25 protein-coding genes, 1 tRNA gene and 1 riboswitch are annotated in these 26,387 nt (G+C 68.9%); of the genes, 14 read left to right on the top strand and 12 right to left on the bottom strand.

The annotated features are described in order from the left end of the window. The first annotated feature begins 44 nt into the window (after positions 1-44). The 5 genes from Q9R22_RS06550 to Q9R22_RS06530 all read left to right on the top strand — a co-directional run bounded on the left by Q9R22_RS06550 (position 45) and on the right by Q9R22_RS06530 (position 5,048). Positions 45-2,033, top strand: a complete 1,989-nt coding sequence (locus tag Q9R22_RS06550; RefSeq protein ID WP_311254128.1) for a BCCT family transporter — start codon at positions 45-47, stop codon at positions 2,031-2,033. A 280-nt stretch (positions 2,034-2,313) separates the two neighbouring features. After that, positions 2,314-2,943, top strand: a complete 630-nt coding sequence (locus Q9R22_RS06545) for a TetR/AcrR family transcriptional regulator C-terminal domain-containing protein (RefSeq protein WP_131332309.1) — start codon at positions 2,314-2,316, stop codon at positions 2,941-2,943. Positions 2,944-2,983: 40 nt separating this feature from the next. Next, the gene (locus Q9R22_RS06540) at positions 2,984-3,475 is read left to right on the top strand and encodes a low molecular weight protein-tyrosine-phosphatase (protein WP_131332308.1); all 492 of its coding nucleotides are present in this window, start codon (positions 2,984-2,986) and stop codon (positions 3,473-3,475) included. Continuing rightward, the gene (locus tag Q9R22_RS06535) at positions 3,472-4,098 is read left to right on the top strand and encodes a hypothetical protein (protein WP_085106159.1); all 627 of its coding nucleotides are present in this window, start codon (positions 3,472-3,474) and stop codon (positions 4,096-4,098) included. Before Q9R22_RS06540 ends, Q9R22_RS06535 begins: the two co-directional genes overlap by 4 nt. Continuing rightward, positions 4,095-5,048: an aminotransferase class IV gene (locus Q9R22_RS06530; RefSeq protein ID WP_239319395.1), complete on the top strand. Its 954-nt coding sequence runs from the start codon at positions 4,095-4,097 to the stop codon at positions 5,046-5,048. The genes Q9R22_RS06535 and Q9R22_RS06530 overlap by 4 nt, the downstream gene beginning before the upstream one ends. Before the next feature lie 84 nt (positions 5,049-5,132). On the opposite strand, the gene Q9R22_RS06525 is transcribed toward Q9R22_RS06530, so the two are convergent. The 10 genes from Q9R22_RS06525 to Q9R22_RS06480 form a co-directional block, all read right to left on the bottom strand. Further along, positions 5,133-5,936 (bottom strand): energy-coupling factor transporter transmembrane protein EcfT, encoded by an 804-nt coding sequence (locus tag Q9R22_RS06525; protein WP_131332307.1) that lies wholly within the window; start codon positions 5,934-5,936, stop codon positions 5,133-5,135. Continuing rightward, the gene (locus tag Q9R22_RS06520) at positions 5,933-7,699 is read right to left on the bottom strand and encodes an ABC transporter ATP-binding protein (RefSeq protein ID WP_131332306.1); all 1,767 of its coding nucleotides are present in this window, start codon (positions 7,697-7,699) and stop codon (positions 5,933-5,935) included. The genes Q9R22_RS06525 and Q9R22_RS06520 overlap by 4 nt, the downstream gene beginning before the upstream one ends. Continuing rightward, positions 7,696-8,319 (bottom strand): ECF transporter S component, encoded by a 624-nt coding sequence (locus Q9R22_RS06515; RefSeq protein ID WP_131332305.1) that lies wholly within the window; start codon positions 8,317-8,319, stop codon positions 7,696-7,698. The genes Q9R22_RS06520 and Q9R22_RS06515 overlap by 4 nt, the downstream gene beginning before the upstream one ends. Before the next feature lie 58 nt (positions 8,320-8,377). After that, a riboswitch (TPP riboswitch) is annotated at positions 8,378-8,484 on the bottom strand. 121 nt (positions 8,485-8,605) lie between these two features. Further along, positions 8,606-8,878 (bottom strand): DUF4235 domain-containing protein, encoded by a 273-nt coding sequence (locus Q9R22_RS06510; RefSeq protein WP_098053697.1) that lies wholly within the window; start codon positions 8,876-8,878, stop codon positions 8,606-8,608. A 127-nt stretch (positions 8,879-9,005) separates the two neighbouring features. Next, a complete protein-coding gene (gene mnhG / locus Q9R22_RS06505; RefSeq protein ID WP_098053696.1) occupies positions 9,006-9,371 on the bottom strand; it encodes a monovalent cation/H(+) antiporter subunit G in 366 nt (121 codons plus the stop codon). Next, positions 9,368-9,631, bottom strand: coding sequence for a monovalent cation/H+ antiporter complex subunit F (locus tag Q9R22_RS06500; RefSeq protein WP_085106263.1), 264 nt, complete (start codon positions 9,629-9,631; stop codon positions 9,368-9,370). The genes mnhG and Q9R22_RS06500 overlap by 4 nt, the downstream gene beginning before the upstream one ends. A gap of 2 nt (positions 9,632-9,633) precedes the next feature. Continuing rightward, a complete protein-coding gene (locus tag Q9R22_RS06495) occupies positions 9,634-10,281 on the bottom strand; it encodes a Na+/H+ antiporter subunit E (RefSeq protein ID WP_131332304.1) in 648 nt (215 codons plus the stop codon). Further along, positions 10,278-11,915 (bottom strand): Na+/H+ antiporter subunit D, encoded by a 1,638-nt coding sequence (locus Q9R22_RS06490; RefSeq protein ID WP_131332303.1) that lies wholly within the window; start codon positions 11,913-11,915, stop codon positions 10,278-10,280. The genes Q9R22_RS06495 and Q9R22_RS06490 overlap by 4 nt, the downstream gene beginning before the upstream one ends. After that, positions 11,905-12,435, bottom strand: coding sequence for a Na(+)/H(+) antiporter subunit C (locus Q9R22_RS06485; RefSeq protein ID WP_131332302.1), 531 nt, complete (start codon positions 12,433-12,435; stop codon positions 11,905-11,907). The genes Q9R22_RS06490 and Q9R22_RS06485 overlap by 11 nt, the downstream gene beginning before the upstream one ends. Beyond that, the gene (locus tag Q9R22_RS06480) at positions 12,432-15,533 is read right to left on the bottom strand and encodes a Na+/H+ antiporter subunit A (RefSeq protein WP_131332301.1); all 3,102 of its coding nucleotides are present in this window, start codon (positions 15,531-15,533) and stop codon (positions 12,432-12,434) included. Before Q9R22_RS06480 ends, Q9R22_RS06485 begins: the two co-directional genes overlap by 4 nt. Positions 15,534-15,752: 219 nt before the next feature. Here Q9R22_RS06480 and Q9R22_RS06475 point away from each other — a divergent pair, with 219 nt between their 5' ends. Beyond that, on the top strand, positions 15,753-17,120 hold the full coding sequence (locus Q9R22_RS06475; RefSeq protein WP_311254127.1) for an MFS transporter: 1,368 nt from the start codon (positions 15,753-15,755) through the stop codon (positions 17,118-17,120). Positions 17,121-17,156: 36 nt separating this feature from the next. Here Q9R22_RS06475 and dcd read toward each other — a convergent pair whose 3' ends face one another. After that, the gene (gene dcd / locus Q9R22_RS06470; protein ID WP_085106262.1) at positions 17,157-17,735 is read right to left on the bottom strand and encodes a dCTP deaminase; all 579 of its coding nucleotides are present in this window, start codon (positions 17,733-17,735) and stop codon (positions 17,157-17,159) included. A gap of 125 nt (positions 17,736-17,860) precedes the next feature. Between dcd and Q9R22_RS06465 the strand changes: the two genes are divergently transcribed. The 7 genes from Q9R22_RS06465 to Q9R22_RS06435 all read left to right on the top strand — a co-directional run bounded on the left by Q9R22_RS06465 (position 17,861) and on the right by Q9R22_RS06435 (position 24,164). Beyond that, positions 17,861-17,931: transfer RNA gene (locus Q9R22_RS06465), tRNA-Gly, on the top strand. A 148-nt stretch (positions 17,932-18,079) separates the two neighbouring features. Beyond that, positions 18,080-18,532 (top strand): aspartate 1-decarboxylase, encoded by a 453-nt coding sequence (panD, locus tag Q9R22_RS06460; RefSeq protein WP_085106147.1) that lies wholly within the window; start codon positions 18,080-18,082, stop codon positions 18,530-18,532. 60 nt (positions 18,533-18,592) lie between these two features. Continuing rightward, complete coding sequence (locus Q9R22_RS06455) at positions 18,593-19,513, top strand: AEC family transporter (RefSeq protein ID WP_131332299.1); 921 nt, start codon at positions 18,593-18,595, stop codon at positions 19,511-19,513. Positions 19,514-19,671: 158 nt separating this feature from the next. After that, complete coding sequence (locus tag Q9R22_RS06450; RefSeq protein WP_242670574.1) at positions 19,672-20,988, top strand: extracellular solute-binding protein; 1,317 nt, start codon at positions 19,672-19,674, stop codon at positions 20,986-20,988. Then, the gene (locus Q9R22_RS06445) at positions 20,985-21,953 is read left to right on the top strand and encodes a carbohydrate ABC transporter permease (RefSeq protein ID WP_131332297.1); all 969 of its coding nucleotides are present in this window, start codon (positions 20,985-20,987) and stop codon (positions 21,951-21,953) included. The genes Q9R22_RS06450 and Q9R22_RS06445 overlap by 4 nt, the downstream gene beginning before the upstream one ends. Before the next feature lie 5 nt (positions 21,954-21,958). Beyond that, positions 21,959-22,795: a carbohydrate ABC transporter permease gene (locus Q9R22_RS06440; RefSeq protein ID WP_064847496.1), complete on the top strand. Its 837-nt coding sequence runs from the start codon at positions 21,959-21,961 to the stop codon at positions 22,793-22,795. A gap of 46 nt (positions 22,796-22,841) precedes the next feature. Further along, the gene (locus Q9R22_RS06435) at positions 22,842-24,164 is read left to right on the top strand and encodes an ABC transporter ATP-binding protein (protein WP_239319422.1); all 1,323 of its coding nucleotides are present in this window, start codon (positions 22,842-22,844) and stop codon (positions 24,162-24,164) included. Positions 24,165-24,493: 329 nt separating this feature from the next. Here the strand turns inward: Q9R22_RS06435 and Q9R22_RS06430 are convergent, their stop codons facing one another. After that, complete coding sequence (locus Q9R22_RS06430; RefSeq protein WP_131332296.1) at positions 24,494-25,144, bottom strand: hypothetical protein; 651 nt, start codon at positions 25,142-25,144, stop codon at positions 24,494-24,496. A 172-nt stretch (positions 25,145-25,316) separates the two neighbouring features. Between Q9R22_RS06430 and Q9R22_RS06425 the strand changes: the two genes are divergently transcribed. Beyond that, the gene (locus Q9R22_RS06425) at positions 25,317-26,297 is read left to right on the top strand and encodes a hypothetical protein (protein WP_131332295.1); all 981 of its coding nucleotides are present in this window, start codon (positions 25,317-25,319) and stop codon (positions 26,295-26,297) included. Positions 26,298-26,387: the final 90 nt, after the last annotated feature.

The following is a 26,387-nucleotide window of genomic DNA, read 5'->3' as shown; positions in this document are numbered from 1 at the left end:
CACGAGCTCACCGATCACCCACCGCCGAAGTCAGGAGAACTGTCTTGAGCACGCCACCGCATTCCACGGACCGAGAACCATCGACCACCCCGCCCCACGACAACGCCACCCAGGGATCGACCGCCCGCAGCCGCCCCCGGAAGATCATCGACGAGCTCACCTACCCCCACGGCATCCACCCGGCACTGGTGCCGGGCGTCGGCGTGGAGGACCGCAAGGTCAAGTTCGGCACCGACAAGGTGGTCTTCGCCATCACCGCGGTCCTCGTGGTGGGCTTCATCGCATGGGGTGTCCTCAGCACGGACAGCCTCTCCACGGTCTCCGCCACCGCGCTCGCGTGGGTCACGGACAACACCGGCTGGTTCTTCATCCTGTTGTCCACCGCGGCGGTGCTGTTCATGCTGTTCATCGGTTTCACGCGCACCGGGCGGATCAAGCTCGGCCGTGACGACGAGGAACCCGAGTACTCGTTCTTCTCGTGGCTCGCGATGCTCTTCGCCGCGGGCATGGGCATCGGCCTGATGTTCTACGGGGCGTTCGAGCCCATGTCCTACTTCGAGGGCGGCATCCCCGGCTTCTCGCACGTCTCCGAGCCGGGCCAGGACTCCATGGTGGTCTACTCCCTGGTGCAGTCCGCGTTCCACTGGGCCCTGAACCCGTGGGCGATCTACGCCGTCGTCGGTGTCTCCGTGGCCTACGGCGCCTACCGCCGCGGCCGCGCACCCCTGATCTCGCGGGTGTTCACCTCGTTGCTCGGCCACAAGCGCGTGGACGGCACCATGGGCAAGCTCATCGACGTCTTCGCGATCTTCGCAACCCTCTTCGGCACCGCCGCCTCGCTTGGCGTGGGCGCCATGCAGATCGGTTCGGGCATCACGATCTTGGGCGGGGTCGGCCCGCTGGGCAACAACGCCCTAATCGGGATCATCGCCGCGCTGTCCGTGTGCTTCGTCATATCGGCCGTGTCCGGGGTCTCCCGGGGTATCCGTTACCTCTCGAACATCAACCTGACGCTGGCCTTCGTGCTCGCGCTGTTCGTGTTCTTCGTGGGCCCCACCGTCTTCCTGCTCACGCTGATCCCCTCCACGTTCTCCACCTATATCTCCGAGTACCTCTTCATGACCGGACAGTCGGCCGCGTGGGGTCCTGACAGCGCCGAGTTCTCCAACACCTGGACCGTGTACTACTGGGCGTGGTGGCTTTCCTGGTCCCCGTTCGTGGGCATGTTCATCGCCAAGATCTCGCGCGGGCGTTCCATCCGCCAGTTCGTGACCGTGGTCCTCGTGGTCCCGGCCTCCGTGTGCATCCTGTGGTTCATCGTCTTCGGCGGCGCCGCAATGTACTTCTCCAAGAACGGCGCGGACCTCTCCGTGGCGGACGGCGCCGAGTCCATGCTGTTCGCACTGTTCGACCAGCTTCCGCTGACCGGTGTCACCTCGGTGCTGGGCATGATCGTGATCGGCATCTTCTTCGTGACCAGCGCGGACTCCGCGTCCGTGGTCATGGGCACCATGACCCAGCGCGGGCGGCCCAGCCCCAGCAAGTGGATCGTGATCTTCTGGGGTGCGTGCCTCGCGGGCATCGCGATTGTGATGCTCCTCGTGGGTGGCGACGACGCCCTGGCCGGCATGCAGAACCTCGTGATCGTCTCCGCGCTGCCGTTCGCGGTGATCGTGGCCATGATGATGGTCGCCCTCTACCGGGACCTGCGCAACGACCCGGCCACCCTGCGCACCCGCTTCGCGGTGTCCGCCGTGGAGAAGGCCGTGTCCGCGGGTCTCGCCGAGCATGGCGACAACTTCGCCCTGCAGGTGGAGCACGCCGAGGGTCACCGCGCCGCGGGCAACACGTTCGACTCGCACGATCCGGCGATCACCGAGTGGTATCGCCAGACGGACGAGAACGGGGACGAGACCGACTTCACGTACAAGTCGGCGTGGGTCTCCTCGGCCGCCGACGACATCGCGGACGGCACCCCCGAGGGCGAGGTCCCGTGGGAACAGACCACGCCGAAACACCGCAACGACCAGTGACACCGATGGCCCGCTGAACCGGGCCCCCTCCCGAACGCGGGGTGCACGTCATGGGACGTGCACCCCGCGTTCGCGTACCGGGACACCGTTTGGTCCCGCACGGCCACGCTGCGTACGTTGGTGCGCATGAACGACGGCCCACCACGATCCCCCGATCCGGATCCCGATTCCCGGCCCCGGCCCATGAGCCCATCGGGAGACGGGCCCGACGACGCCGCGCGCGAGCACGCGCCCGGCGCCCCCGGCACGGGCGGGGCGAGCGGGAAGGGGACCCAGCGGCGTGGCGAGTCTCTACTGGTACACCACCGGCAAGGACGACCTCATGGCCCTGGTCACGAGCGAGGTCCTGGGCCGCGCACTGGGCCAGTTCCACGCGCTGTGCGGGGACGGCGAGCCGGGGCCGGAGGAGTTCGAGGCCTTCCCGGCACCCAGGGCGGATCCCCGTACGAGCGCGGCCACGGCGCAGGCCCTCGAGGAACTGCGGTGCCTGTGCCTGTGCTTGTTCTCCCAGATGCGCGAGCACCCGTGGCTCGCCGGGCAGCTGCTCAGCACCGCCCGCAGCGAGGAGAACGCGTTGCGCACGTGGGAATGCACGGGACAGTTGCTGCAGCGCATGGAGCTCGACGCCGAACAGCGGTTCTACGCATCCCTCGCCGTAGCCAACTACGCGTTCGGAACGGGCGCGGGAATCGCCCACCGTCACAACCGGCCCGCCGCGGAGGAATCCGCCCGGCAGGTGCACGAAAAACTGGAACGGGCGGGCCATTCGGGGCCGGGGATGCTCCCGGTGGTGCGTGCCATGCTGGGCTCGTTCGGTGACCACGACGACCGCTCGGAACACGTCGCGGGCCTGGAACTGCTGCTCGCGGGCATCGAACGTCAGACGTGGGGTGGCTCCTCGACACCTTGAGGCCACTCACGGGGAACGGATTTTTCGTACAGTGGAGGTCATGTTCTCCATCGTCACGGTTTGCACCGGCAACATCTGCCGCTCGCCCATGGCCGAGGCCCTGCTGCGATCCGAGCTCACCGACGCCGGTCTCGCGCAGCGCGTCCGCGTCAGCTCGGCGGGCGCGAGTGACGAGGAACACGGCAACCCCGTGGATCCCCGCGCCCGCACCGTCCTGAACAGGAACCACCTGGAACTGCCCGAGCATCAGGCACACAAGATCACGGACGCCGAACTCGCGGACGCGGACCTGATCCTCGCCATGACCCGGTCCCACAGGGACCAGCTGCAGCGCCGACTGCCCACGGACGACGCCCGGAAGGTCCGGCTCATGCGCAGCTTCGACCCGGCCGTGGCCGACTCACAGGCGGACCTCGACATCGCCGACCCGTGGTACGGCGGTTCGGACGACTTCGACACCGCGTGGGAACAGATTACGGCCGCCACCCCGGGCGTGGTCTCGTGGGTCGAGGATCGGATCGACGCGCGGTGATCTCCCCGGACGAGGGTTTCCAGGACGACGAGATCGCCCAGTACCCGGAAGGCGTCAACCTCGCACGGTTGCTGCCCCCACCCACGCGCAAGCCGTTCATCGTGGGCATCGACGGCCGTTCCGGAGCGGGCAAGACCACGCTGACCGAGCAACTCTCGCGGGTGCTGGAGCGCTCGCACGACGTCGTGAGCTTCCACCTCGAGGACATCTACCCTGGGTGGAACGGACTGCTCGAGGGCATGGAACGGTACCGCGGTGAGATCCTCGAACCGCTGCGCCGCGAGGAGGACGCCCACTGGACCGCGTGGGACTGGCTGACCAACGAGCCCGGCACCCCGCGTCTGACCCGCACCGCTCAGATCGTGCTCGTGGAGGGCGTCGGGGCGTGCCACCGCGAGGCCCGGGCGTTGTTGGACGTCTCCGTGTGGGTCGAACTTCCCGCCTCACAGCGCAAACAGCGCGCCCTGGACCGGGACGGCGCCACGTACGAGAAGTACTGGGACGTGTGGGCGGAGCAGGAGGAGCAGTACCTCGGTGAGGACCCCGTGTGGGAGTCCGCCGAGATCCTCCACCCCGGACCCTCACCCCAGGAACCGGGCACGGAACAGCGGGACACCCCGTGATTTCGCCCGGTGCCGGGACACCCGCTCCGTCCCCCGCAGCACCCGGACCCGCCGCGGCCGTGCTGATCTCCCCGATCGGTGCCCCGCCGCGGCTCGTGGACCCGCATGAGGCGCACGTGAGCCTCGAGGACCAGGGACTCACCCGCGGGGACGGCGTCTTCGAGACCCTCCACGTCCTGGACGGCACCGCGTACAAGCTCGACGCCCACCTGGTCAGGCTGGGGCATTCCGCGGGGACCGCCCAATTGCCCGCACCGTCCGCGGATACGTGGCGCGAGGCCCTGACGACGGCGCTCGCGGCGGCCGGTCCCGGCGCCCGCGACCCCTCGGCCGATCTCGGGGCGGAGCACACGGTCAAGTTGAGCATCAGCCGCGGTGTCCCCGGTGACCAGCCGTGGGCGTGGCTCACGGTCGCGCCCGTCCCCAAGCGGACGTTCGCCGCCCGGCGCACGGGGGTGTCCGTGGTGTTGCTCGAGCGCGGCCACGACCCCGCGGAGGACACCGGGTTGCCGTGGCTGCTCCCGGGGGTCAAGACCCTGTCCTACGCGGTCAACATGGCCGCGGTGCGCTACGCCCACGCCCACGGCGCGCAGGACGCCGTGTTCATGACCTCCACGGACCACAGGATCCTGGAGGGCGCCACGTCCTCGGTGGTGTGCGCACGGCACGACGACGGCGCTGCGCCCACCCTGCTCACGCCCGAACCGTCCCGCGGGGTCCTGCCGGGGACCTCGCAAGCCCGGATCTTCGACGCCGCCCGCGAGCGCGGCTGGGCCGTGGACTACGGACCGCTGTACCCCGAGGACCTCTTCGCAGCGAGCGCCGTGTGGCTCACGTCCTCGGTGCGGCTCGCGGTCCCGGTGACGAGCGTGGACGGGCGGCCCGTGGCCTCGGACCCGCAACTCACCCGCACCCTCACGGATTTCCTGCTGGGCCGCCCGGGGCGCTGAGCGCGTCACGGGTGGTCGCGCCCGCACCGCCCGTCCCATCTCGACATGCCCGGGCGCGAGTGCTCCCCCGTCACCTTCGGCGCATCACTGCCAGATGAAGCGGTGCGCCCCCGTGAGCAGGGACAGCGTCACCGCGGCGACCGCGATGAGCACGGTGGCACACCCCACGACCACGTCCACGCGGCCGAAACGGGGCACGCGCGCCCATGTGCGCGGACCCGCCCCGAAACCGCGCGCCTCCATGGTCATGGCCAGGCGCGTGGCCCGGCGCAAGGACTGCACGAGCAACGTGAACGCGAGACCGGCGAACTCGGTGAGAGCGGCCCACGGGCCCCGCGCTCCCCCCGCACCGCGGGCGCGCCGGGCCGCCGCGAGCACACCCCACTCGGTGACCATGACCTCCACGAGCCGCAGGGCTGCGAGCGCCGCGAGCACGAAGCGTGCCGGCAGCTTGAGGGTTTGGGCGAGACCGTCCGCGAGGTCCGTGGGGTCGGTCGTGAGCAGCACGGTGATCCCGGGCAGCGCGATCGCGAGACCACGCAGGGCGATCGCCCCACCGGCCGCGAGCGACCCCGTGGTGATCGTGATCCACCCCAGGTGTAGCAGGACGGGACCGCCCTCCGGGGAGAGCACCGCGGTCCCCCACCCGCTGATCAGGGCGGCCACCACGATCGGCCATAGGGTCGTGAGCAGCCGCCACGGACCGATCCCGGCGGCAGCGAGCAGGAGCAGTTGGCCCCCGAGCGCCACTCCGCTCGTCACGGGGTCCGCGCTGACCACGAGCACCGCCGTGATCACGAGAGCCCCGAGCAGTTTTACCACGGCATTCGTCCGGGCGAGCAATCCCGCGCGGGACACGGCGGGCAGCACGCTCGCGACCGTGCTCATGAGCCGAGCCTCAGCTCGTGCGCACCCAGGGCCGCGACCAGATCCCGGTCGTGGGTCACGACCACCACGGCCGTACCCCCGTCCAGCTCCTCGACCAACAGGTCCACGAGCTCCTTCCAGGTCCGGGCATCCTGACCGAACGTGGGTTCGTCCAGGATCAGCACGCGCGGGGACGCCGCCAGGACGGTGCCCACGGACAGCCGCCGCTTCTGCCCGCCGGACAGGGTGAACGGGTTGGCCTCGGCGAGCTCCTCGAGGCGCAGCCGTCGCAGCAGCTCGGCCACCCGGGCGTCGTCCGCGTCCGCCATCGCGTCGGTGACGCGCGCATCGCGACGGCCCACGCGGCGTCGTCGTTGCCGGGGACCGAACTCGAGTTCCTCGCGCACGGTGGGGCGCAGGAACTGGTGTTCGGGATGCTGGAACACGGTGCCCACGCGGGAGACCAGTTCCGCGCCGTCCCACAGGGAGGGATCAGCGGGCGCGTCGGTCGCGAGGGCGCCCGTGGCCCACACGGTACCGCGCACGGGCAGCAGCAGTCCGGCGAGGGTCAGCGCGAGGGTGGACTTCCCCGCGCCGTTGACGCCTGTGACGGCCAGCGCCTGCCCCGCGCGGACGTCCACGGTGATGTTCTCGGCCGCCGGCGCCGCCCCCGTGCGCACGTCCGGTTCCGGGTACGCTTCCCCGCGCCGCCACGCGGCGAGCGCCCGACGACGCCGCCGCGCGAGCGCCCGCCGTCCCGGTTGGCTCCGGGACACGGCGAGATCGCGGGCGCTCAACAAGGTGGTGCCCGGTGCGACGGCGGCGGACACGGTGGTGAAACCACCCGTATCCTGCGCAGACTCCGCGACATCCGAAGCCCTCATGGGCGACGCGGCCGGCGCATTCTCCGTAGGCACAGCGGGCGGCGTGATGCCGTGTGGCGCCGCGGAGGCAGCCGTCTGCCGTACCGCGGGATCCATACCATTCGAGGCATGCACGGGAGTGCGAGTGCGCGGCACCCAGCCGGGGACCCACGTACCCTGGTGCTGCAGCAGGTCCCGGGCGTCCTGCAGGGTCTGCTGCGCGGGGCCGTCGAAGGCCACCCGACCGTCGTCGCCCAGCACGATCACACGGTCCACAACCGGTTCCCACAGGGCCACCCTGTGCTCCACGACCACAAGGGTGGTCCCGTCCTCGCGCACCGCATCGGCCACGGCGCGGCACAGCTGCTGCGCCCCCTCGTGGTCCACGCTCGCCGTGGGTTCGTCCAGCAACAGCAGCCGCGGGCACATGGCCAGGGTCCCGGCGAGCGCGAGACGTTGTTTCTGCCCCCCGGACAGTGCCGTGGTGGGGTGGTCGAGCGGGAGCTCCAGACCCGTGCGCGCGAGCGCTTCCCGCACGCGCGGCCAGATCCGCTCGCGGGGGACGGCGAGGTTCTCGAGGCCGAACGCGACGTCGTCCCCCACGCGCGAGAGGACCACCTGCGTCTCGGGGTCCTGGTGCATGAAGCCCACCGTGCCGCGGGCGTCGCGCGGGTCGACACCCCCGACGCTCAACCCGCCCGATGCGGAACGGCCGTCAGGGTCCTGATCCACACCGGCCAGTGCCTGCAGGAGCGTGGACTTGCCCGCCCCGGACGGGCCCAGGAGCAGGACGCGTTCGCCGGGCTCGATGATCAGGTCCAGGTCCACCAGACTGGGCGTCTCGCGGCCGGGGTGATGCCATCCGAACCCCTCCAGGACCACCCGCGCGCCCGTGAGCTGCACGGTCGGTTCCGCGGTCATCGGCGCACGGCGCCGGAGGCCAGTGCTCCGAGGACACCCGTGGCCTGCAGGGCCTTCATCACGGCCCACATGAGCAACCCTGCGATCACGGCCCCGGAGAGCGTGGTCAGCGCCGCGTAGACGACCTGCTGATCCAGGGCCCACTCGAAGTTGTACATGATGTTCTCGCTCACGCCCAGGAACAGCCCGGATACAGCCCCACCGATCGCCGCGGTCACGGGACCGAACCGGCGGTAACGGGTCAGGAGGAACACGACCTCCACACCGAGGCCCTGCACCAGACCGGAGAGCACCACGAGCCACCCGAAATGCGTTCCCAGGAAGCCCTCGATCACGGCCGCGAGCAACTCGCAGAACAGGGCCGCGCCCGGTTTGCGGATGATCAGGGCGCCCAGGGTACCCGCCACGAGCCAGCCCCCCGCGATGAGCCCCGCGGACGGCGGGTAGGCCACCGTGCCCGCCGAGACCGCCGGGTACAGGAGGTTGGACCACATCCAGAAGATCACGGCGCACACCGCGGCCAATACGGCGGTGACCACGATGTCCACGACCCGCCACGACGAGCTGCGGTTGCCGCTTGTGCGAGGTGTACGGGTGGGGGTGTTACCGACCTGCGTCATGCTGAATCCTCCTGAAGATCCCAGGAGGGGAAGAACACCACCCGCCGTTGCGAGCGGGTCCTTGAGATACTCGACTCCCTAGCGCCGGTACGAGCCGGATCAGGTTCGAGGGTCTGCGCTCACGCGCACTCTCAGCGCCGCGGTGGCGCTCCCCTGTCGTTGAGACGCCAGTCTAGACCACGACGGCGGGTGGCCGGGCATCTCGCGTGCCCGGCCACCCGCCGTCGTGCGTACGTCCTACGCGGCCCCGGCCCACCCGTACAGGGGGGGCGCGGGACCCGCCGGCTCAGATCTCGCTCTGGGAGCTGCGGGAGGGATCGGAGTCCTTGGACTCGAACTTGGCCACCTGGCGGGAGATCCCCACCTTGATGACGGTGCCCACCACACCGGTGATCACGGCCCAGATGATGATGTCGGTCCAGGCCTCGTCCGGGTCCGGGTTCTTGGCGGGGGGCTCGTTGCCCGTGACCTGCTTCCACACCGCGGACAGGCCCTTATTGGCCAGGGCCACGCCACCCAGGGACGCCACCGTGCCGAAAATGTCCATTACCTTGTTCATGAGGTTCTCCTTGTCTTGTGGGTGCCGGCGGCACCGGGCGGCCGACGACGTCGTGCTCGTTGCCCAGCATACGAAGCGCCGGGCGCGACGGGGCGGAAGGAACCCGGTCCCACCGAGAATTACGTCCTCAGCGAGATTCTTCCTCGCCGACGCGAGCGACGACCTCGCGCAGCTCGTCCTCCACGAGGTTCTTCTGGTTCAGGTGCTTGGAGCGGTAGGCGGCGCGGCCCACCATGTGCGCGGACACGGGCACCGTGAGCAGCTGGAACAGCCACGCGAGGATCATCAGCGGGATCATGCCGGGATTGCCGCTCTCGATCGCCACGGCCGTGAGCAGCAGGAGCAACCCCAGGACCTGGGGTTTGGTGCCGGCGTGCATGCGCGAGAGCAGATCGGGGAAGCGCACCAGACCCACCGCCGCGGCCAGGGACATGAGGGACCCCCCCACGAGGCACAGCAGCGCGATGACGTCCAGGACGGTGTGCCAGTTCATGAGCGCTCCAACCCCACATTGCGCGCGACCGTCACAGACCCCAGGAAGCCCACCAGGGAGATGATCACGAGCAGGATGATGTTGCTGGAGTGGTGGTTGTACACCATCTCGATGGCGAGACCCGCACCCACGATCGCGAGCAACACGTCCGTGGCGATCACCCGGTCCAACAGGGACGGGCCCTTGGCCAGCCGGTAGATCGTGCCCGCGGCCGCCACGGTGAGAATCGCACCGCACACCCACACGGCGACGTCTAACATGGTCATGGCCGCTCCTCCCCACGGCCGTCCAGGGCCTTGTTCATCTTGGTGGTCGGCGACGCGACGGCACCGGAGGCGTCCGCGCCGCCCGCGTCACCCGAGGCCTCCAGTTTCGCGAGGTCCTCCTTGGAACCCATGATCTTGATCCACGCCGCCTCGATATTAAGCGCGGACTCCCGGAACGACTCCGCTTCCCCCGGCGTGGAGACGTCCAGCACGTGGAAGTACAGGATCCCGTTGCCGCGATCCACCTCCACCACGAGCGAGCCCGGGATCAGCGCCATGGTGTGACCCACGGCCGTCATGAGCAGGTCATTGTTCTGCCGCAGCTTCACCCGCAGCACTGCGTTGTGCACCTTGGGGCCCTGCATGAGCGCGACACCGAACACGTGGATGCTGGCCCGGGCCACCTGCCAGATGAATGTGACCACGAACAGCGCGAAATGCAGGACGTTGAACCGCCCGGACAACCGCACCGGGGGCAGCGTGAGCGTGCGGGTCACGAGCACCGCGAGGATCAACCCGAAGACCAGGTTGCCCACGCTCCAGTCACCCCACAGGGCACCCCACACGACCACGAGCCACAGGATCAGGGGCAGCTCGGCCCGCAAGGAGTTCCGGGAGCGTCGCTGCATCGGGGACGTACTCATCGGCCCTCCTCGCTCACACCACCGGGACCCACGGGGGCCAGCACGGCATTGACGTATCGATCCGGATTGCTCAGGTTCTCGGACGCGTTGTCCGCGAGATCGAACAGCGGCCCGGCGAAGACTGTGAGTGCCACACCCACCGCCACGAGCGCGGTGGTCGCGCCCACCATGGTCCCGGGCAGCAGCACCACGGGGGACCGGCCGGAGAAGCGGCTGCCGGACTTGCCCGCCACCGCGCGGGACGTGCGGGGGCGGCGGCCCTCCGCGGTGGTGGCGCGCAGCACGGGGTCCGGGTACTCGGCGTCGTCCACGTTGCGCAGGAACACGCGGTTCCACACGCGGATCAGGGCCATGAGCGTGAGCAGCGAGACGAACACGGACACGCCCACGAGTAGGTAGCTCAGCCACGTCCCGGCCTCGACACCGGCCTCCAGGAGGGCCACCTTGCCCAGGAAGCCCGAGAACGGCGGGATGCCGCCCAGGTTCAGGGCCGGGATCATGTACAGCACCCCCAGCAGCGGAGAGATCTTGAGCATCCCGGCGAGGCGGTCCACGTTGGTGGAGCCACCGCGGCGCTCGATCAGCCCGGCGACCAGGAACAGGCTGGTCTGGATCACGATGTGATGCGCGATGTAGTAGACCACCGCGGCCAGGGCGGCCTGCGTGCCCAGTGCGATGCCGAAGATCATGTAGCCGATGTGACTGATCAGCGTGAACGAGAGCATACGTTTGATGTCGATCTGGGCGAGCGCGCCCAGGATGCCCACGATCATGGTCAGCAACGCGACCCACATCAGCAGATCTTTGATCTGCGTCCCGGGGAACAACAGGGTCTCGGTGCGGATGATCGAGTAGACGCCCACCTTGGTCAACAGGCCCGCGAACACCGCGGTCACCGGTGCGGACGCGGTCGGGTAGGAGTCGGGCAGCCAGAAGGACAACGGGAAGATCGCGGCCTTGACACCGAACGCGATCAGCAGCATCAGGTGCAACTGCATCTGGGTGCCCTGCGGCAGGTCCGCGAGCTTCACGGACAGGTCCGCCATGTTCACGGTGGCGGTGGCGCCGTAGATCATCCCCAGGGAGATCAGGAACAGGATCGAGGAGATCACCGAGACGACCACGTAGGTCACGCCCGCGCGGATCCGCTGCGCCGTGCCACCCATGGTGAGCAGGACGTAGGAGGCGGTCAACAGGATCTCGAAGCCCACATAGAGGTTGAAGAGGTCACCCGCGAGGAACGCGTGGGACACACCCGCGACCAGCAACAGGAACGTGGGGTAGAAGATGGAGATGGGGCCCTCGTCGTCCCCGCTGGCCACACCCTCGCTGACCGCATAGATCAACACCGCGAGGGACACCACCACGGAGACCACGAGCATGAGCGCGGACAACTGGTCCACGACCATCACGATGCCGTACGGGGCGGCCCAGTCCCCCAGGTGCACGACCTGCGGACCCTGGTTCCATACGTTCGCGAGCATGAACGCGTTCAGGATCAGCGTGAGCACCATGGCGCCCACGGTCACCCCGCGCTGCAGCCGGTTGCGGTGGACGATGATGAAGTTCAGGGCGGCGCCGAGGAACGGGATCAGGACCGCGAGCGGCGCGAACTGTGCCGGATCAGTGGTCATGCGGGCTCCTCCCTCGCACCTCGGAGAACTTCTCGGCCCTGTAGTGACCAGGCGATTCGGCGGCCTCTTCCTCGTTGTGACGCGACGGTGCGAACCGGGCGTCCGCGTGGTTGAACTCGGAGGTGTCCTGCGGCAGGGCGTCGTCGTCCTCGGCGTCGTACGAGGACTGCTGCGCGACGCGGCGGTCCTGGAGGTCGTCCTGGATCTCGTCCCGGCGGGCCAGGATCCACGAACGCCAGATCATGCTGAGGATGAAGGCGGTCGTGGCGAGCGAGATCACGATCGAGGTGAGCACGAGCGCCTGCGGCAGCGGGTCCGAGTACTCCGAGGGGTCGCGGGCGGCGTCGTACAACGGCGCGATGCCGGGCGTGCCGCTCGTGTGCAGGATCAGCAGGTTGGCCCCGTTGGTGAGCAGCATGATGCCCAGCAGTACACGGGTGAGCGAGCGTTCCAGCAGGAGGTAGACCCCCACGGAGAACAGCACACCCATGACTACCAGGAGTGTGAGATTCACGGTCATCGCTGTGCCTCCTGGGGCTCGTCCCCGGAGACCAAGGAGCCCTCGGGAGCGTCGGGGTCGTCCGCCCTGTGCGCGGTGACCTCGGGACCGTTACGGGTCAGGCGGATCCGGGCGCCGCGGCCCGCGCGCTTCTTCCGGGACTCCACGGCGGAACGCTCGATCCGTTCATCGATCCGCCCGCCCAGGGAGCGCAGGATGTCCAGTACCAGGCCCACCACGATCAGGTAGACACCGATGTCGAAGATCACGGCGGTGACGAACTTGACGTGACCGAAGACGAGCATGTCCCACTCGAACGTGTAGCTCTCCATCACGGCCCCGCCGAAGAACACGGGGACGATCGCGTACAGGGAGGCGATCGCCAGGCCCGCGCCGAGCATCCAGCCCGCGTTGACCGGGGTCGCGCGCTCGAGCTCGTAGCGTCCGCCCGCGAGGTAGCGCAGGGTCAGGGCGAGGGAGGCCATCAGGCCGCCGGCGAAGCCACCACCGGGGATGTTGTGCCCCGCGATGAGCAGGTAGAAGGACACGAGCATGAAGGTGTGGAACAGCAGCCGGGCCACGACCTCGAAGATGATCGAGCGCCGCTCCGGGGCGAGCGTGCGCCCCGCGAGCAGGAACGGGTCCACGTCCGGGCGGGAGGTGAACCGGCGGGCGACTTCGAGCTGTTGGGTGTTCGCGTGCGGGAAGTGCGCTGCGGAGTCCGCGCCACGCACGATCTTCAGCTGCTGGGTGTCCAACTCGTGACGGTCGCTGCGCAAGCGGTCCCCGCGTCCCTTGACGAAGATCAGGGACGCGATGCCCGTGGCGGCCACCGCGAGCACGGTGATCTCGCCCATGGTGTCCCACGCGCGGATGTCCACGAGCAGGACGTTGACCACGTTGGCGCCGTCGCCCATCTCGTAGGCCATCCGCGGCAGTTCCAGGGAGATCCGTTCCGCCGACCGCGAGGACATGGAAAACACCGCGAGCGCCATCATGAACAGTCCGAACCCCACGGCGAAGACCGCGCGCAACACGCGGTGCCCGGTGGGCCGGCGGTTCCACAGCGGGCCGGGCAGGGAACGCAGGGCCAGGACGAACGCCACGAGGGAGATCGTCTCCACGAGCGTCTGGGTCAGGGCGAGGTCCGGCGCGCCGTGGAGCGCGAAGGTCAGGGCAAGGCCGTAGCCCGTGACCGAGACCAGCAGGACGGCCAGGAACCGCTTGCCCGCGGTGAGCACGAGCAGTGCCGCCACGATCATGGCGATCCCGGTGATCAGCTGGGCCGGGGAATCCGCGTAGCGGAACCCGGCGAGCGGCGGGGTCTCGTTCCAGAACAGGGCCACGAGCGGCACCACGATCGCGGTCACGAGAATCACGGACAGGTAGAACATCAGCGAACCACGCTGGGTCCGGCCGGTGAGCCACACCGCGACCATGTCCAGCACGTTGATGATCTTGCGGTAGACGAAGTCACCGGTGGGCAGTTCCGGCAACCGGTCCTGAAACGAGCCCACGGGCCGACGCGCGACGTACAACAGAGCGCCCACACCGATGATCAGCGCGGAGAGTCCCAGTGCCGGGGTCAGCCCGTGCCACAGCACCAGGTGCACGTGGGATTCGGCGACGTCCGGGAACTGTTCCTGGTAGCGCACGATCCCGGCCTCCACAGGAGCGGGCCACAGGCCGAACACCACCGTGAGCAGGGCCAGCACCGCAGGCGCCACGAGGAAGGCCCACGGCACCGGGGTGAACTCGCCGATGACCGACTGACCGTCCTCGGCGGCGTCGAGATCGGAGAACTGCGCGGGCTTGCGCGCGAAGCCGCCCCACAGGAACCGCGCGCTGTACGCAAAGGTGAGGATGGAGCCGAGCACCACGCACACGAGCGCAATCATGGCGAGCGGGTCCGAGGCGTGGTCCACGAACGCGGTGAGGACGGCTTCCTTGGTCACGAAGCCGAGCAGCGGCGGGATCCCGGCCATGGACGCCGCGCCGATCATGGCCACCACGAACAGCATGGGTGCCGTCCGACCCACACCGGAGAGCCTGCGGATGTCACGGGTCCCGGCCTGGTGGTCGATGATGCCCACGCTCAGGAACAGGGTGGCCTTGAACAGACCGTGCGCGATGACCATGCCCATGCCGGCCATCGCGGTGTCCGCGGTGCCGAACGCCACGACCGCGGTGATGAAGCCCAACTGGCTCACCGTGCCGTACGCGAGGATCAGCTTGAGGTCGAACTGGCGCAGCGCGACCCAGCCGCCGAAGATCATGGTGCCCAGGCCCAGGGTCAGGGTGACGGGCAACCACCACTGGGTGTCCACGAACCCGGGAGCGAGCCGCGCCACGAGGTAGATCCCGGCCTTAACCATGGCCGCGGCGTGCAGGTAGGCGGAGACCGGGGTGGGCGCCGCCATGGCGGCGGGCAGCCAGAAGTGGGTGGGGAACAGCGCGGACTTGGAGACTGCGCCGGCCAGGATCAGCACGAGCGCCACGTCCACCGTGGTGGAGCCCAGGAGCTCGGGGGCCGCCTCCAGGACCCGGGAGATCCGGAAGGTCCCGGCGGCGTTGCCGAGCATCACCAGGCCCACGAGCATTGCCAGACCGCCCGCGGTGGTGATGATGAGCGCCTGCAGGGCCGCTCGACGCGCAGCGAGCTTGGTGCGCGAATAGGAGATCAACAGGAAGGAGAGCACCGAGGTGATCTCCCAGAACACGAACAGCACCATGAGGTCGTCCGCGGTGACCAGACCGAACATGGCGCCCGCGAAGGCCACGAGCTGGGCGGCGAACGGGCCGATGCCCTGGGCGTCCGACTTGAAGTAGCGCGCACAGTACGCGAGGACGAGTGCTCCCACGCCCAGCACCAGCAGGCACATCATGTACGCGAGGGAATCCATCCGAAAGGACAGCGAGATCCCCAGCTGGGGGATCCATTCCACGGTGGTGGTCCACCCGTCCACGTCCGCGTGGGCGCGGGATGTCTGGGTGAAAAGCCAGATCAGACTCGCGAGCGGGACGAGAGCCACGAGGTAGAAGCCGGAGCGTCCGGTGCGCTTGAGGATCGCGGGTGCACACAGGGCCGCGAGCCCGTGGACAAGCAGCACCGCGATCATAGGACCTTACCTCTCGAGCCACGGATTACCCACGAGCACCTGTGAATGGGCCCACGGGGATCCGGGCGGAAATGGGGTGTCAGTTTCGGGTTCCCCAGCATAACAAAGCAGGGTGACTGCCCGTTTCGCCGCACGTCACGGGCCCCTCGCCGCGGCACCCCCACTGCCCAGGTGCGCCGGGCCCTGGGCGGGAGGGCACAGGGCCCGTAGGGTGAGCCCATGACCGGTCAGCACCCGTCCACGGCGGCCCCTGGACGTCCCCCGCGCGCCCCACGCCCTGGCGAGGACAGTTCGCGCGCCCGCGTGCTCATGTGGTGCCTGTGGGACACCGGCACGTCCGCGTACAACGCCGTGATGCTCACGTTCGTTTTCACCGTTTACCTCACGAGCCCGGCGTTCGGGTCGAGCGAGTACACGTCCACGGTGCTGAGCGTTGCCATGACCGTTGCGGGTTTCGCGATCGCGTTGACGGCGCCGCTGATCGGCCAGCTCAGCGATTCCCCGCGGTCCCGCGCCACGTTCCTCACCGGCAACACCGTGGTGCTCGTCCTGTGCACGGGTCTCGCGTTCCTCGCTCGACCCGATCCCGCCTTCCTGTTCCTGGGCGTGGGGCTCGTGGCCGTGGGCAGCGTGGCCCAGGAGTTCGCCACGGTCAGTTACAACGCCATGCTCCCCGCGCTGGCCGGTCCCCAGCACATGGGTAAGGTCTCCGGGTGGGGCTGGGGCGCGGGGTACGTGGGCGGGATCTTCGCCCTCGCTTTCGTCCTGTTCGGTTTCGTCACACCCGGGTTCCTGGGCATCCCCACCGACGACGCCCTCAACTACCGCGCCGTGGCACTGTTCAGCGCGGCATGGATTCTCGTATTCTGCCTGCCCCTCATGCTCAAGGCGCGAAGTATGCCGTTCAGAGCATCCATCAACGACGCTGCTGCGGTCCCCGCACAGCCTCGCCACCGCGGCATCCTGGGCGCTTACGCCGAGCTCTTCCGCACCATCGCGGCCCTGTGGCGGGTCTCGCGTGCCACGGTCGTCTTCCTGCTCAGTTCCGCGGTCTACCGGGACGGACTGGCCGGGGTCTTCACATTCGGCGGGGTCCTGGCCGCGGGTAGCTTCGGGTTCTCGCTCACCGAGGTCGTCATGTTCGCGGTCGCGGCCAATCTCATCGCGGCGCTGGGTGCGTTCGTGGGCGGCGCCCTCGACGACGCCGTGGGCCCGCGCGCGGTGATCACCGCGTCCCTCGTGGGTGTGCTCGTGGCGGGAACGGCCCTGCTGTTTTGGCACGGCAAGATCGCGTTCTGGGTGTGCGGGCTGGCACTGTGCCTGTTCGTGGGACCCGCACAGGCGGCGTCGCGCACGTACCTGGCACGGCTCATCCCCCCGGGCCGTGACGGGGAGATCTACGGTCTGTACGCCACCACTGGCCGCGCGGTGAGCTTCATGGCCCCCGGGTTGTTCGGGGTGTTCGTGACCCTGATGGGCGCCCAGATCTGGGGCATCCTGGGGATCCTGGTGGTCGTGGCCGGGGGACTCGTGCTGTTGTTGCTCACGCCCCGCCCTCCCGAGGGGTTCACCACGGCCCGCGTGTGAGCCGCACCCACGCGCAGGCTCACTCCATGCGCGAACTCACTCGATGATTGTGCGGTGGAAGTTCAGGTGGCTGCGCGACGCGGTGGGGCCCCGCTGGCCCTGGTAGCGGTTACCGTAGGCGCCGCTGCCGTACGGGTGCTCGGTCGCGGAGGAGAGCTGGAAGAAGCACAACTGCCCCACCTTGGAACCTGGCCACAGTTTGATGGGCAGCGTGGCCATGTTGGACAGCTCGAGCGTCACGTGCCCGCTGAACCCCGGGTCGATGAACCCGGCGGTCGAGTGCGTGAGCAGGCCCAGCCGCCCCAGGGAGGACTTGCCCTCGAGGCGCGCCGCGACGTCGTCCGGCAGGGTGACCTTCTCGTACGTGGCCCCCAGCACGAATTCCCCCGGGTGCAGCACGAACGGCTCGTCCGGGGCCACCTCCACGAGCCGCGTGAGATCGGGCTGCTCCTGGGAGGGGTCGATGTGCGCGTACTTGTGGTTGTCGAACAGCCGGAACCAGCGGTCCAGGCGCACGTCCACGCTCGCGGGTTGGACCATCGCGGGATCGTACGGTTCCAGGTGCACGCGCCCGGAATCCAGGTGGCGGCGGATGTCGCGATCTGAGATGAGCACGTGTCCACGGTAGCCCACGGCCCCGCCCGCTCCCCGGTCACGACGCCTCGGAACAACCACGCACCGAAACGTGTTGTAGAGTGGTGGGCGTTCAAACGTGGACCACACGGTCCCGCACGAACGATGCGGCTGTAGCTCAATGGTAGAGCGCACGCTTCCCAAGCCTGATACGCGGGTTCGATTCCCGTCAGCCGCTCCGCACGAATCGTGAAACGCCCCGGGACCCATCTGGTTCCGGGGCGTTTCGCGCCGAGGACCCGCCCCGAACACCGCCCCGGCCCTCACGGCGGGCGGCCGGCGGGTCTGGACCGCGAACCACACCACCCATCGCATCAGGAGCGATCATGCTGCGCACCATGTTCACCGGGAAGATCCACCGGGCCACCGTGACCCAGGCGGACCTGCATTACGTGGGGTCCGTGACGGTGGACCAGGACCTGCTGGACGCCGCGAACATCCTGCCCGGCGAGCTCGTGGCGATCGTGGACGTCACCAACGGTGCGCGGCTCGAGACGTACACGATCGCGGGCGAGCGCGGTAGCGGCGTCGTGGGCATCAACGGCGCCGCGGCGCACCTGGTGCACCCGGGTGACCTGGTAATCCTGATCGCGTACGGTCTCATGGACACCGCCGAGGCGCAGAACTACGAACCCCACGTGGTACACGTGGACGAGCACAACAGGATCGTGGCGCTCGGTTCGGACCCCGCGGACGCCGTGGTGGGGGACATGCTCCGCCCGCCGCACGCCCGCGCCCACCTGCAGGCCCAGGAGGACGCGGCCGTCGCGGGCCTGTGACCCTGCCGCGCTCCCGGTGCACCCGGGCGCGCGGACCCGCCGACGCGAGGAGATGAGCTCATGAGCGGAGTCGTCTCCGGGTTCTTCATCGTATGGGCCGTGATCGGGCTGGGTTACGTGATCGGGCGCGCAGGGGTGCTCGGCCCGGACGGCCAGCGGGTGCTGTCCAAACTCGCGTTCTACGTGGCGTCCCCGCCGCTGTTGTTCACCACCATCTCCGAAGCGGACATCCACCACATCTTCTCCGCGCCGCTGCTCGTGGCGGCCGCGTCCGCGTGGCTCACCATGATCGCGTACGCACTGCTCTCCCGGTTCGTGTTCTCCCGGGACGCCGCCACCGTGGTGATGGGCGCGCAGGCCGCCGGGCAGGTCAACGCCGCCAACCTGGGGATCCCCATCGCCTTGTTCGTCCTGGGGGACGCGTCCCAGGTGGCCCCGGTGATGCTGTTTCAGCTGGCGATCAACACGCCGCTGTACCTCACGATCATGGACACCCTCACTGGCGGGCGGCGCCCCACGGCCGGCTCGGTGCTCAAGAACATCGTGACGAACCCGCTCATCATGGGCTCCGCCCTGGGCATCATGTCCGCGGCCACGGGGATCCGCCTGCCCGACCTCGCGATGGAGCCCGTGCGCATCGTGGCGGGTGCGGCCGTTCCCGCGATGCTGCTCGCCTTCGGTCTCTCGCTGGTGGGCTCCCGCCCCCTGGCCTCCCCCGGCACCCGGGTGGACACGCTGCTCGCGACCGGGGCCAAGGTCGTCGTGCACCCCGGGCTCGCGCTGTTGCTCGCGTGGGCGCTCGGGCTCACCGGGCACGCCCTGTACGCGGCCGTGATCATGGCCGCGCTGCCCACCGCGCAGAACCTCTACGTAGCGGCCGTGCGCTACGACCGGGCCACCACGGTGTGCCGGGACACCGTCCTGCTCACCACGGTCGTGTCCATGGCCACGATGGCGGTGGCCGCGGTCTTCCTCTCCTGACACACCGGCCGCCACGCCACCATCCCCGAAAGCGGGTAACACTCGGCCCGTGACGCACGCCACGCCTACACTGAGCAGATGCTGAAATGACCGGTATCCCTACGGGGAGCGCCGGACCCATTCCGTCAGTACAGGCGCTCATCAGGGGAGGAACCATTGTGAAGTCCACTCACCACTCTCGCAGGGCTGGCAAGCCTCGCACGGTCCGCAGCGTAGCGGCCGCTGCGGCGGCGTCCGCCATGCTGCTCACGGGGTGCAGCGGCGGGGAGTCCGGCCCGCCCACGCTCACGTGGTACATCAACCCGGATGACGGCGGCCAGGACGTCCTCGCCCAGCAGTGCTCAGACGCGTCCGGCGGCAAGTACAAGATCCAGACGTCGCTGCTCCCGCGTGACGCGGCGTCCCAGCGCGAACAGCTGGCCCGCCGCCTCGCCGCGGGCGACACGTCCATGGACATCATGAGCCTGGACCCGCCCTATGTCCCAGAGCTCGCGGAACCCGGCTTCCTCGCCAAGCCCCCGCACGACGTCGTCGAGGCGACCACCAAGGACACCCTCGAGGGCCCGCTGGAGGGCGCCAAATGGAACGGCGAGATCGTGGCCATCCCGTTCTGGGCCAACACGCAGCTGCTGTGGTACCGCGAGTCGGTGGCCAAGGCGGCGGGTCTGGACATGTCCGAGCCCGTCACGTGGGACCAGCTCATCAAGGCGGCCACGTCCCAGGACAAGTACCTGGGCGTGCAGGGCGTGCGCGGTGAGGCCATGTCCGTGTGGGTCAACGGCCTCGTGGAGTCGGCTGGCGGCCAGGTGGTCTCGGACGGCCAGGACGGTCAGGACGCCAAGATCACGCTAGACTCCGACGCCGGCAAGAAGGCCGCGGAGATCATCGGCACCATCGGCAAGGAGGGCCTCGGCGGACCCGGCCTAGCCACCCAGGACGAGAACGCCTCCATGATCCAGTTCCAGGGGGACAAGGGCTCGTTCATGGTCAACTGGCCGTTCATCTACTCGGCCACGAAGGCCTCCGTGGACGAGGGCACCCTCGACAAGTCGGTGCTGGACGACATCAAGTGGACCACGTGGCCCCGTGTCGACGCGGACACCGAGGCGCACCCGCCGCTGGGCGGCATCAACCTGGGCGTGGGCGCCAAGTCCGAGAACCAGGACCTCGCGTGGGAGGCCGTGCAGTGCATCGTCTCCCCCGAGCACCAGGCCCAGTACTTCGCGACCAACGGCAACCCGCCGTCCTCCATGAAGGCCTTCGACGACCCCGAGGTCAAGAAGGCGTACCCCATGGCCGACACCATCCGGAAGTCCCTCGACGCCGCGAAGCCCCGCGCGCAGACCCCGTACTACAACGAGATCTCCACGGCCATCCAGCAGAACTGGACCCCGCCGGCGGAAGTCACCGAGGACACTCCGCGTGAGACCACCGAATTCATCCAGGAAGTCCTGAAGGGAGATGCGCTGTTGTGAGTAGCACCGTCGATTCGCGCGCTCGCGCGTCCACGCCGGAGGAGTCCCGCCGTAGAGGCCATCTCTCGGACCGGGCCCGTTCGGAGCGGAAACTGGGGTGGCTGCTCGCCGGCCCCGCGTTCGTGATCATGCTCCTGGTCACGCTGTACCCCATCGTCCAGGCGTTGTGGGACTCGCTGTTCTCCTTCCGACTCACCGCACCCGGTGACAAGGAGTTCGTGTTCCTGGGCAACTACTCCACGGCCCTGTCGGATATCGTGTTCTGGCGGGACCTGGGCGTGACCCTGCTGATCACCGTGGTCACGGTGGTCGTGGAACTCGTCCTGGGCCTCGCCCTCGCGCTCGTGATGCACAGCGCGATCAAGGCCACGCGCGGCCTGCTGCGCACCGCCATCCTGGTGCCCTACGGCATCATCACGGTGGTCTCCGCGTTCGCGTGGTTCTACGCCTTCGACATCACCACCGGCTACGTGAACAACTGGCTCTCGTGGCTGCCCATGATCGGTCCGGACTTCAACTGGTTTGCCTCTGCGGGCCCGTCCCTGTTCGTGATCATGGCCTCGGAGATCTGGAAGACCACCCCGTTCATCTCGCTGCTGCTGCTCTCCGGGCTCGCACAGGTCCCCGGTGAGCTCACCGAGGCCGCCCGTGTGGACGGCGCCTCGGCATGGCAACGCCTGAGCAAGGTGGTCCTGCCGAACATGAAGGCCGCCATCATGGTGGCCGTGGTGTTCCGTGCCCTGGACGCCTTCCGCATCTTCGACAACGTCTTCATCATGACCAAGGGCCAGTACGGCACCGAGACGCTCTCGCTGCTCGCCTACCGCACGTCCATTGGTCGTCTGGAAATCGGCCTTGGTTCGGCCATCTCGGTGATCCTGTTCATCTGCGTGATGCTGATCGCGCTGGTGGCCATCAAGGTCTTCAAGGTGGACCTCACCGGTGGCTCTGGGAAGGGGAAGTAACCGCCATGTTGAGCACCAAGCAGAAAATCGGCTGGACCGTCATCAGCATCGCGGTGCTGGTCTACGCGCTTTTCCCCGTCCTGTCCATCTTGATGACGTCCTTCAAGTCCTCCTCGGACCTGAACTCGGGCAAGTTCATCCCCACGAAGTTCGTCACGAGCAACTACGAGCAGATCTTCGTGGGCGATGCCAAGGACCTGTTCCTGCCGGCCCTGTGGAACTCGATCGGCATCTCACTGATCTCCACGTTCGTGGCCGTCGTGCTCGCGACACTGTGCGCCTACGCGATCGCACGCCTGGACTTCCCGGGCAAGAAGATCGTGCTGACCACCGCGCTGATGGTCTCGATGTTCCCGGTGATCTCCATCGTCACGCCGCTGTTCAACCTGTGGCGCCAGGTGGGGCTCTACGACACGTGGCTCGGCCTGATCATCCCCTACCTGTCCCTGACCCTGCCGATCTCCATCTGGACCCTGGCGGCGTTCTTCCAGCAGATCCCCTGGGACCTGGACCGCGCGGCCCAGGTGGACGGCGCCACCACGTGGCAGGCGTTCCGCAAGGTGATCGTGCCGCTCACGCTGCCGGGTGTCTTCACCACGGCGATCATCGCGTTCTTCATCGCGTGGAACGACTTCGTGTACGGCATCGGCCTGACCTCGACCTCCGCGGCGCGTCCCGTCCCGGCGGCACTCGCGTTCTTCACCGGCGCCTCGCAGTTCGAGGCCCCTGCGGGCGCGATTTCCGCGGCGGCGATCATCGTGACCATCCCTGTGGTGCTGCTCGTTCTGGCGTTCCAGCGCCAGATCGTCTCAGGCCTGACCCAGGGCGCGGTCAAGGGCTGAGCCCGCCGCACCATCCACGCTTAGACATAGATAGGACTGAGTAGACATGGCAGCAATCACCATGGAACACCTCGTCAAGAAGTACGACGACGGTTTCCCCGCGGTCAACGACATCTCCATCGACGTCGCCGACGGCGAGTTCCTGATCCTCGTGGGCCCCTCCGGCTGCGGAAAGTCCACGCTCCTGCGCATGGTCGTGGGGCTCGAGGACATCACCTCCGGGGACCTGAACATCAACGGGGTGCGCGTCAACGACAAGCAGCCGCGTGATCGCAACCTCTCAATGGTGTTCCAGAACTACGCGCTGTACCCGCACCTGTCGGTGTACGAGAACATCGCCTTCCCGCTGCGCCTGTCCAAGGGGCAGTTCAGCGAGGAGGAGATCGACCGCAAGGTGCGCGAGGCGGCGGACACCCTGGACCTCAACGAGCACCTCGAGCGCAAGCCGGCGAACCTCTCCGGCGGTCAGCGCCAGCGCGTGGCCATGGGGCGCGCGATCGTGCGTGACGCGGACGCTTTCCTCTTCGACGAACCCCTGTCCAACCTGGACGCCAAGCTGCGCGGCCAGATGCGCACGGAGATCGCGCAGCTGCAGCGCCGCATGGGCATCACGTCGCTGTACGTGACCCACGACCAGACCGAGGCCATGACCCTCGGTGACCGTGTGGCCGTGCTCAAGCGTGGTCAGCTCCAGCAGATCGCGTCCCCGCGGGAGCTCTACGAACAGCCCGTCAACCTGTTCGTGGCGGGGTTCATCGGCGCTCCGTCCATGAACTTCATCCCGGCGCGCGTGAACGGCTCGGTGTTCCACACCCCGATCGGGGACATCGAGGTTCCGGAGCGCGTGCAGGGCAAGCTCACGAACGCCCCCGAGATCGTGCTGCTGGGCCTGCGCCCGGAGCACTTCGAGGACGCGAAGTTCGTGGACGAGACGAAGATCCCCCACGGGACCGTCTTCGACTCCGAGTTCACGCACACCGAGTGGCTGGGCAACCAGCAGTACGGCTACATCCACTACCAGCAGGATGCCGCCGTGCAGCACAAGCTCAACGAGCTGGCCCAAGAGCTGGACGCTGACGAGATGCCCGCCCAGGTGGTCGTCTCCCTGGACGCGTCCTCCCGCATCCGCGGTGGCTCCACGGCAAAGATCTGGCTGGACGGCCGCAAGATGCACGTGTTCAACCCGGAGACGGGCGAGAACCTCACGCGTGACGCGGAGGCCGGTGCGGAGCTGACCCGCGAGGCCAACGAGGAGCGCAAGGCGGAGATCGAGCGTTCGCGTCGGCACGTGGGCTCGGCGGGTTCCACCGAACGGTCCGACGGCGCGGTCACCGGCAACCACATGGACGGCAGCACCGCTGCTCGCTGAGCGTCCGGCACGGGCCGCGGCATATCGCGGCCCGCCGACCGTACGACGGCCGGTTCCCGAGAAGGGGACCGGCCGTCGTCGTACCCGGAGCCGCCCGGGCCCGCTCGGGCGCTTCGGTCCGCGGCCGGGCCGGAAGTCGGAGGGTGCGGGGCACGTCTCCGCCCGACCCCCGAAAGGAACCGAGCGTCGTTGTGGTCCAGGGCAGCGCTGGAGGCGCCACGGCCCGCGGTGGGACCCGAAGCCGGGGGGTCAGGGCCCCGCCTGGCCCCTGCGTGGGAACCGAGCGCCGTCGTACCCGGACGGCTCTGCTGCCGACTGGGGCGGGTGCATCAGGCGGGGCCCCGTGTGAAAGCCCACCAGGCGAACAGGGCGACCGCCGCGATCAGCGCGCACGACGTCGCGACGTAGCGCACACGCGGGTAGCGCACCCGCCATGCGACGAGCCGGGGCCAGTGCTCCGTGAGTTGCGCCGGCGTGGCCCGCTGGAAGTTGACGTGCTGGGCGCCGCTCGCCCGGGCCAGCTCGTCCAGGGTGCGCGCGTCCCAGACCGTCCCGTCCAGGAAGAGCGCCGAGCGCCCGGCCGGGGTGACGAACCAGAGGCAGGGTCGACCGCGGGACCCGCCGCTGCGCGGGCGCGCCGCGAGCAGCGTCCGGACCGTGACCACCTGGGCGATCCGCTCGCGGGGCACGGCCCGGAAACCGACCCAGCGGGAGAGCAGGACGTGGTGCGCGGTGAGCACCACGAGCGCGGGGCGCAGGTAGGCGTAGGCCGTCACGAGGCCCACGAGGGCGAGCAGGAGCAGCACGCCCATCGCGGGGCCGGCCGGGCGGCGGTACCCGATCACGAACACCGCGACGACCACGAGCAACAGCGGGGGAAGTGCCGCGCCGAGCCGGCGGCCGTACGACCCCATTCGGGGGTGGAACACGTGTTCCGGTGCCCCATACTTCGCCGGGATCTGTCGGATGGTTTCCGCCATGAGCCGCCCTCGTGCCTGCCGTCCTCGGGGATCACACCGGAGTGGGCGATCGCGCCGTCCGGGGGCGGTGCCCCCCGGGCCGCCCGGTTCAGCCTAGCGGCCCGGCAGCGGACGGGTTACCGCCGGGACACGCGGGGCCCGCTCCCCGGGACGTCCACTAACGTGGGGACTCATGGAACGCAGTGAACGCATCGTCAGGGCCGTGGGGGCATGGTTCGTCCTGATTCTGCTGGCGCTCGCAGGTGCGGCTGTGACCATTGCGCTCGTGAACAAGTACGCGTACGGGCCTGAGACGGACGTGCGCGATTACTTCCAGGCCCTCCAGGCCGGCGACGGCGGCAAGGCCCTGGGGTTGCTCAACGCCCAGGTCCCGGACTCCAACGCGGCCCTGTTGGACGGCGAACCCCTGGCCGAGGCAAGCAAGGGACTCGAGAACGTATCCGTGCGCACCGTCGCGTTGTCCGGGGACCGGGCGGTGGTGCGGGCGAGCTACACGCTGAACGGTCATGAGGCGTCCTCCGAGTTCACGCTCCACCCCGCGGAGACGCAATGGGGGTTCTTCACGGTGTGGGACTTCGATCCCTCCACACTGCCCACCATGAACGTGGCCATGCCGGGTTCCACCGCGGTGGACATCAACGGCGCGTCCGTGGCGCTCCCCGGGTCCTCCCGTGAGTTCGCGGTCTTCTACCCCGGGATCTACACGGGCTCCTACACCTCCCCCATGGTGCGCGCCGAGCCGCAGGAGGCGGCCGTGAGCGACGCCCGGGAGAACACCACCATGAAGCTCAAGGCCGAGCCGTCCGAACGCCTCACTCACCAGGTGGACAAACAGATCCACGTGCACCTGGACGAGTGTGCCGCGCAGGACAGCCTCTACCCCGCGGGATGCCCGTTCTCCTACCAGTTCGACGGACGCATCCAGGGCCGCGTCTCCTGGAGCATCAAGGATTACCCCACGCCCTACGTCTCCCTGGACGACGCCGCCGCGGGCCGCTGGCACGTGTCCGACAGCCGGGGGATCGCGCGCATCGAGTTCACCGCGGTGGACCTCTATGACGGCACCACATCCCAGGTCACCGATGAGGTCCCGTTCCTGCTGAGCGCGGACGTGAGGGTCACCGGGGACGAGGTGACCCTCACGCCGCGCTGACGGGCGGGCGCCGCGCTGACGGGTGTGCCCGGGGTGCATGTGCGCCCGGGGCGGGGCGTGGGAGAAGGGTGGGCCGTGGTGCCCGTGGGC

Origin of the sequence: Kocuria sp. PD6 (genome assembly GCF_031844145.1) — a bacterium.
Taxonomy (GTDB): domain Bacteria; phylum Actinomycetota; class Actinomycetes; order Actinomycetales; family Micrococcaceae; genus Kocuria; species Kocuria marina.
Note: the sequence above shows the minus strand (reverse complement) of the source record. Positions and strands in the feature narration are given on the sequence as shown.

Excerpts from the sequence above, each read along its gene's own strand:
- Q9R22_RS06540 (WP_131332308.1), top strand. The coding sequence starts at position 2,984 with ATGTTCTCCATCGTCACGGTTTGCACCGGCAACATCTGCCGCTCGCCC.
- Q9R22_RS06525 (WP_131332307.1), bottom strand. The coding sequence starts at position 5,936 with ATGAGCACGGTCGCGAGCGTGCTGCCCGCCGTGTCCCGCGCGGGATTG.
- Q9R22_RS06520 (WP_131332306.1), bottom strand. The coding sequence starts at position 7,699 with ATGACCGCGGAACCGACCGTGCAGCTCACGGGCGCGCGGGTGGTCCTG.
- Q9R22_RS06515 (WP_131332305.1), bottom strand. The coding sequence starts at position 8,319 with ATGACGCAGGTCGGTAACACCCCCACCCGTACACCTCGCACAAGCGGC.
- Q9R22_RS06510 (WP_098053697.1), bottom strand. The coding sequence starts at position 8,878 with ATGAACAAGGTAATGGACATTTTCGGCACGGTGGCGTCCCTGGGTGGC.
- mnhG (WP_098053696.1), bottom strand. The coding sequence starts at position 9,371 with ATGAACTGGCACACCGTCCTGGACGTCATCGCGCTGCTGTGCCTCGTG.
- Q9R22_RS06500 (WP_085106263.1), bottom strand. The coding sequence starts at position 9,631 with ATGTTAGACGTCGCCGTGTGGGTGTGCGGTGCGATTCTCACCGTGGCG.
- Q9R22_RS06495 (WP_131332304.1), bottom strand. The coding sequence starts at position 10,281 with ATGAGTACGTCCCCGATGCAGCGACGCTCCCGGAACTCCTTGCGGGCC.
- Q9R22_RS06490 (WP_131332303.1), bottom strand. The coding sequence starts at position 11,915 with ATGACCACTGATCCGGCACAGTTCGCGCCGCTCGCGGTCCTGATCCCG.
- Q9R22_RS06485 (WP_131332302.1), bottom strand. The coding sequence starts at position 12,435 with ATGACCGTGAATCTCACACTCCTGGTAGTCATGGGTGTGCTGTTCTCC.
- Q9R22_RS06480 (WP_131332301.1), bottom strand. The coding sequence starts at position 15,533 with ATGATCGCGGTGCTGCTTGTCCACGGGCTCGCGGCCCTGTGTGCACCC.
- Q9R22_RS06475 (WP_311254127.1), top strand. The coding sequence starts at position 15,753 with ATGACCGGTCAGCACCCGTCCACGGCGGCCCCTGGACGTCCCCCGCGC.
- panD (WP_085106147.1), top strand. The coding sequence starts at position 18,080 with ATGCTGCGCACCATGTTCACCGGGAAGATCCACCGGGCCACCGTGACC.
- Q9R22_RS06455 (WP_131332299.1), top strand. The coding sequence starts at position 18,593 with ATGAGCGGAGTCGTCTCCGGGTTCTTCATCGTATGGGCCGTGATCGGG.
- Q9R22_RS06440 (WP_064847496.1), top strand. The coding sequence starts at position 21,959 with ATGTTGAGCACCAAGCAGAAAATCGGCTGGACCGTCATCAGCATCGCG.
- Q9R22_RS06435 (WP_239319422.1), top strand. The coding sequence starts at position 22,842 with ATGGCAGCAATCACCATGGAACACCTCGTCAAGAAGTACGACGACGGT.
- Q9R22_RS06430 (WP_131332296.1), bottom strand. The coding sequence starts at position 25,144 with ATGGCGGAAACCATCCGACAGATCCCGGCGAAGTATGGGGCACCGGAA.
- Q9R22_RS06425 (WP_131332295.1), top strand. The coding sequence starts at position 25,317 with ATGGAACGCAGTGAACGCATCGTCAGGGCCGTGGGGGCATGGTTCGTC.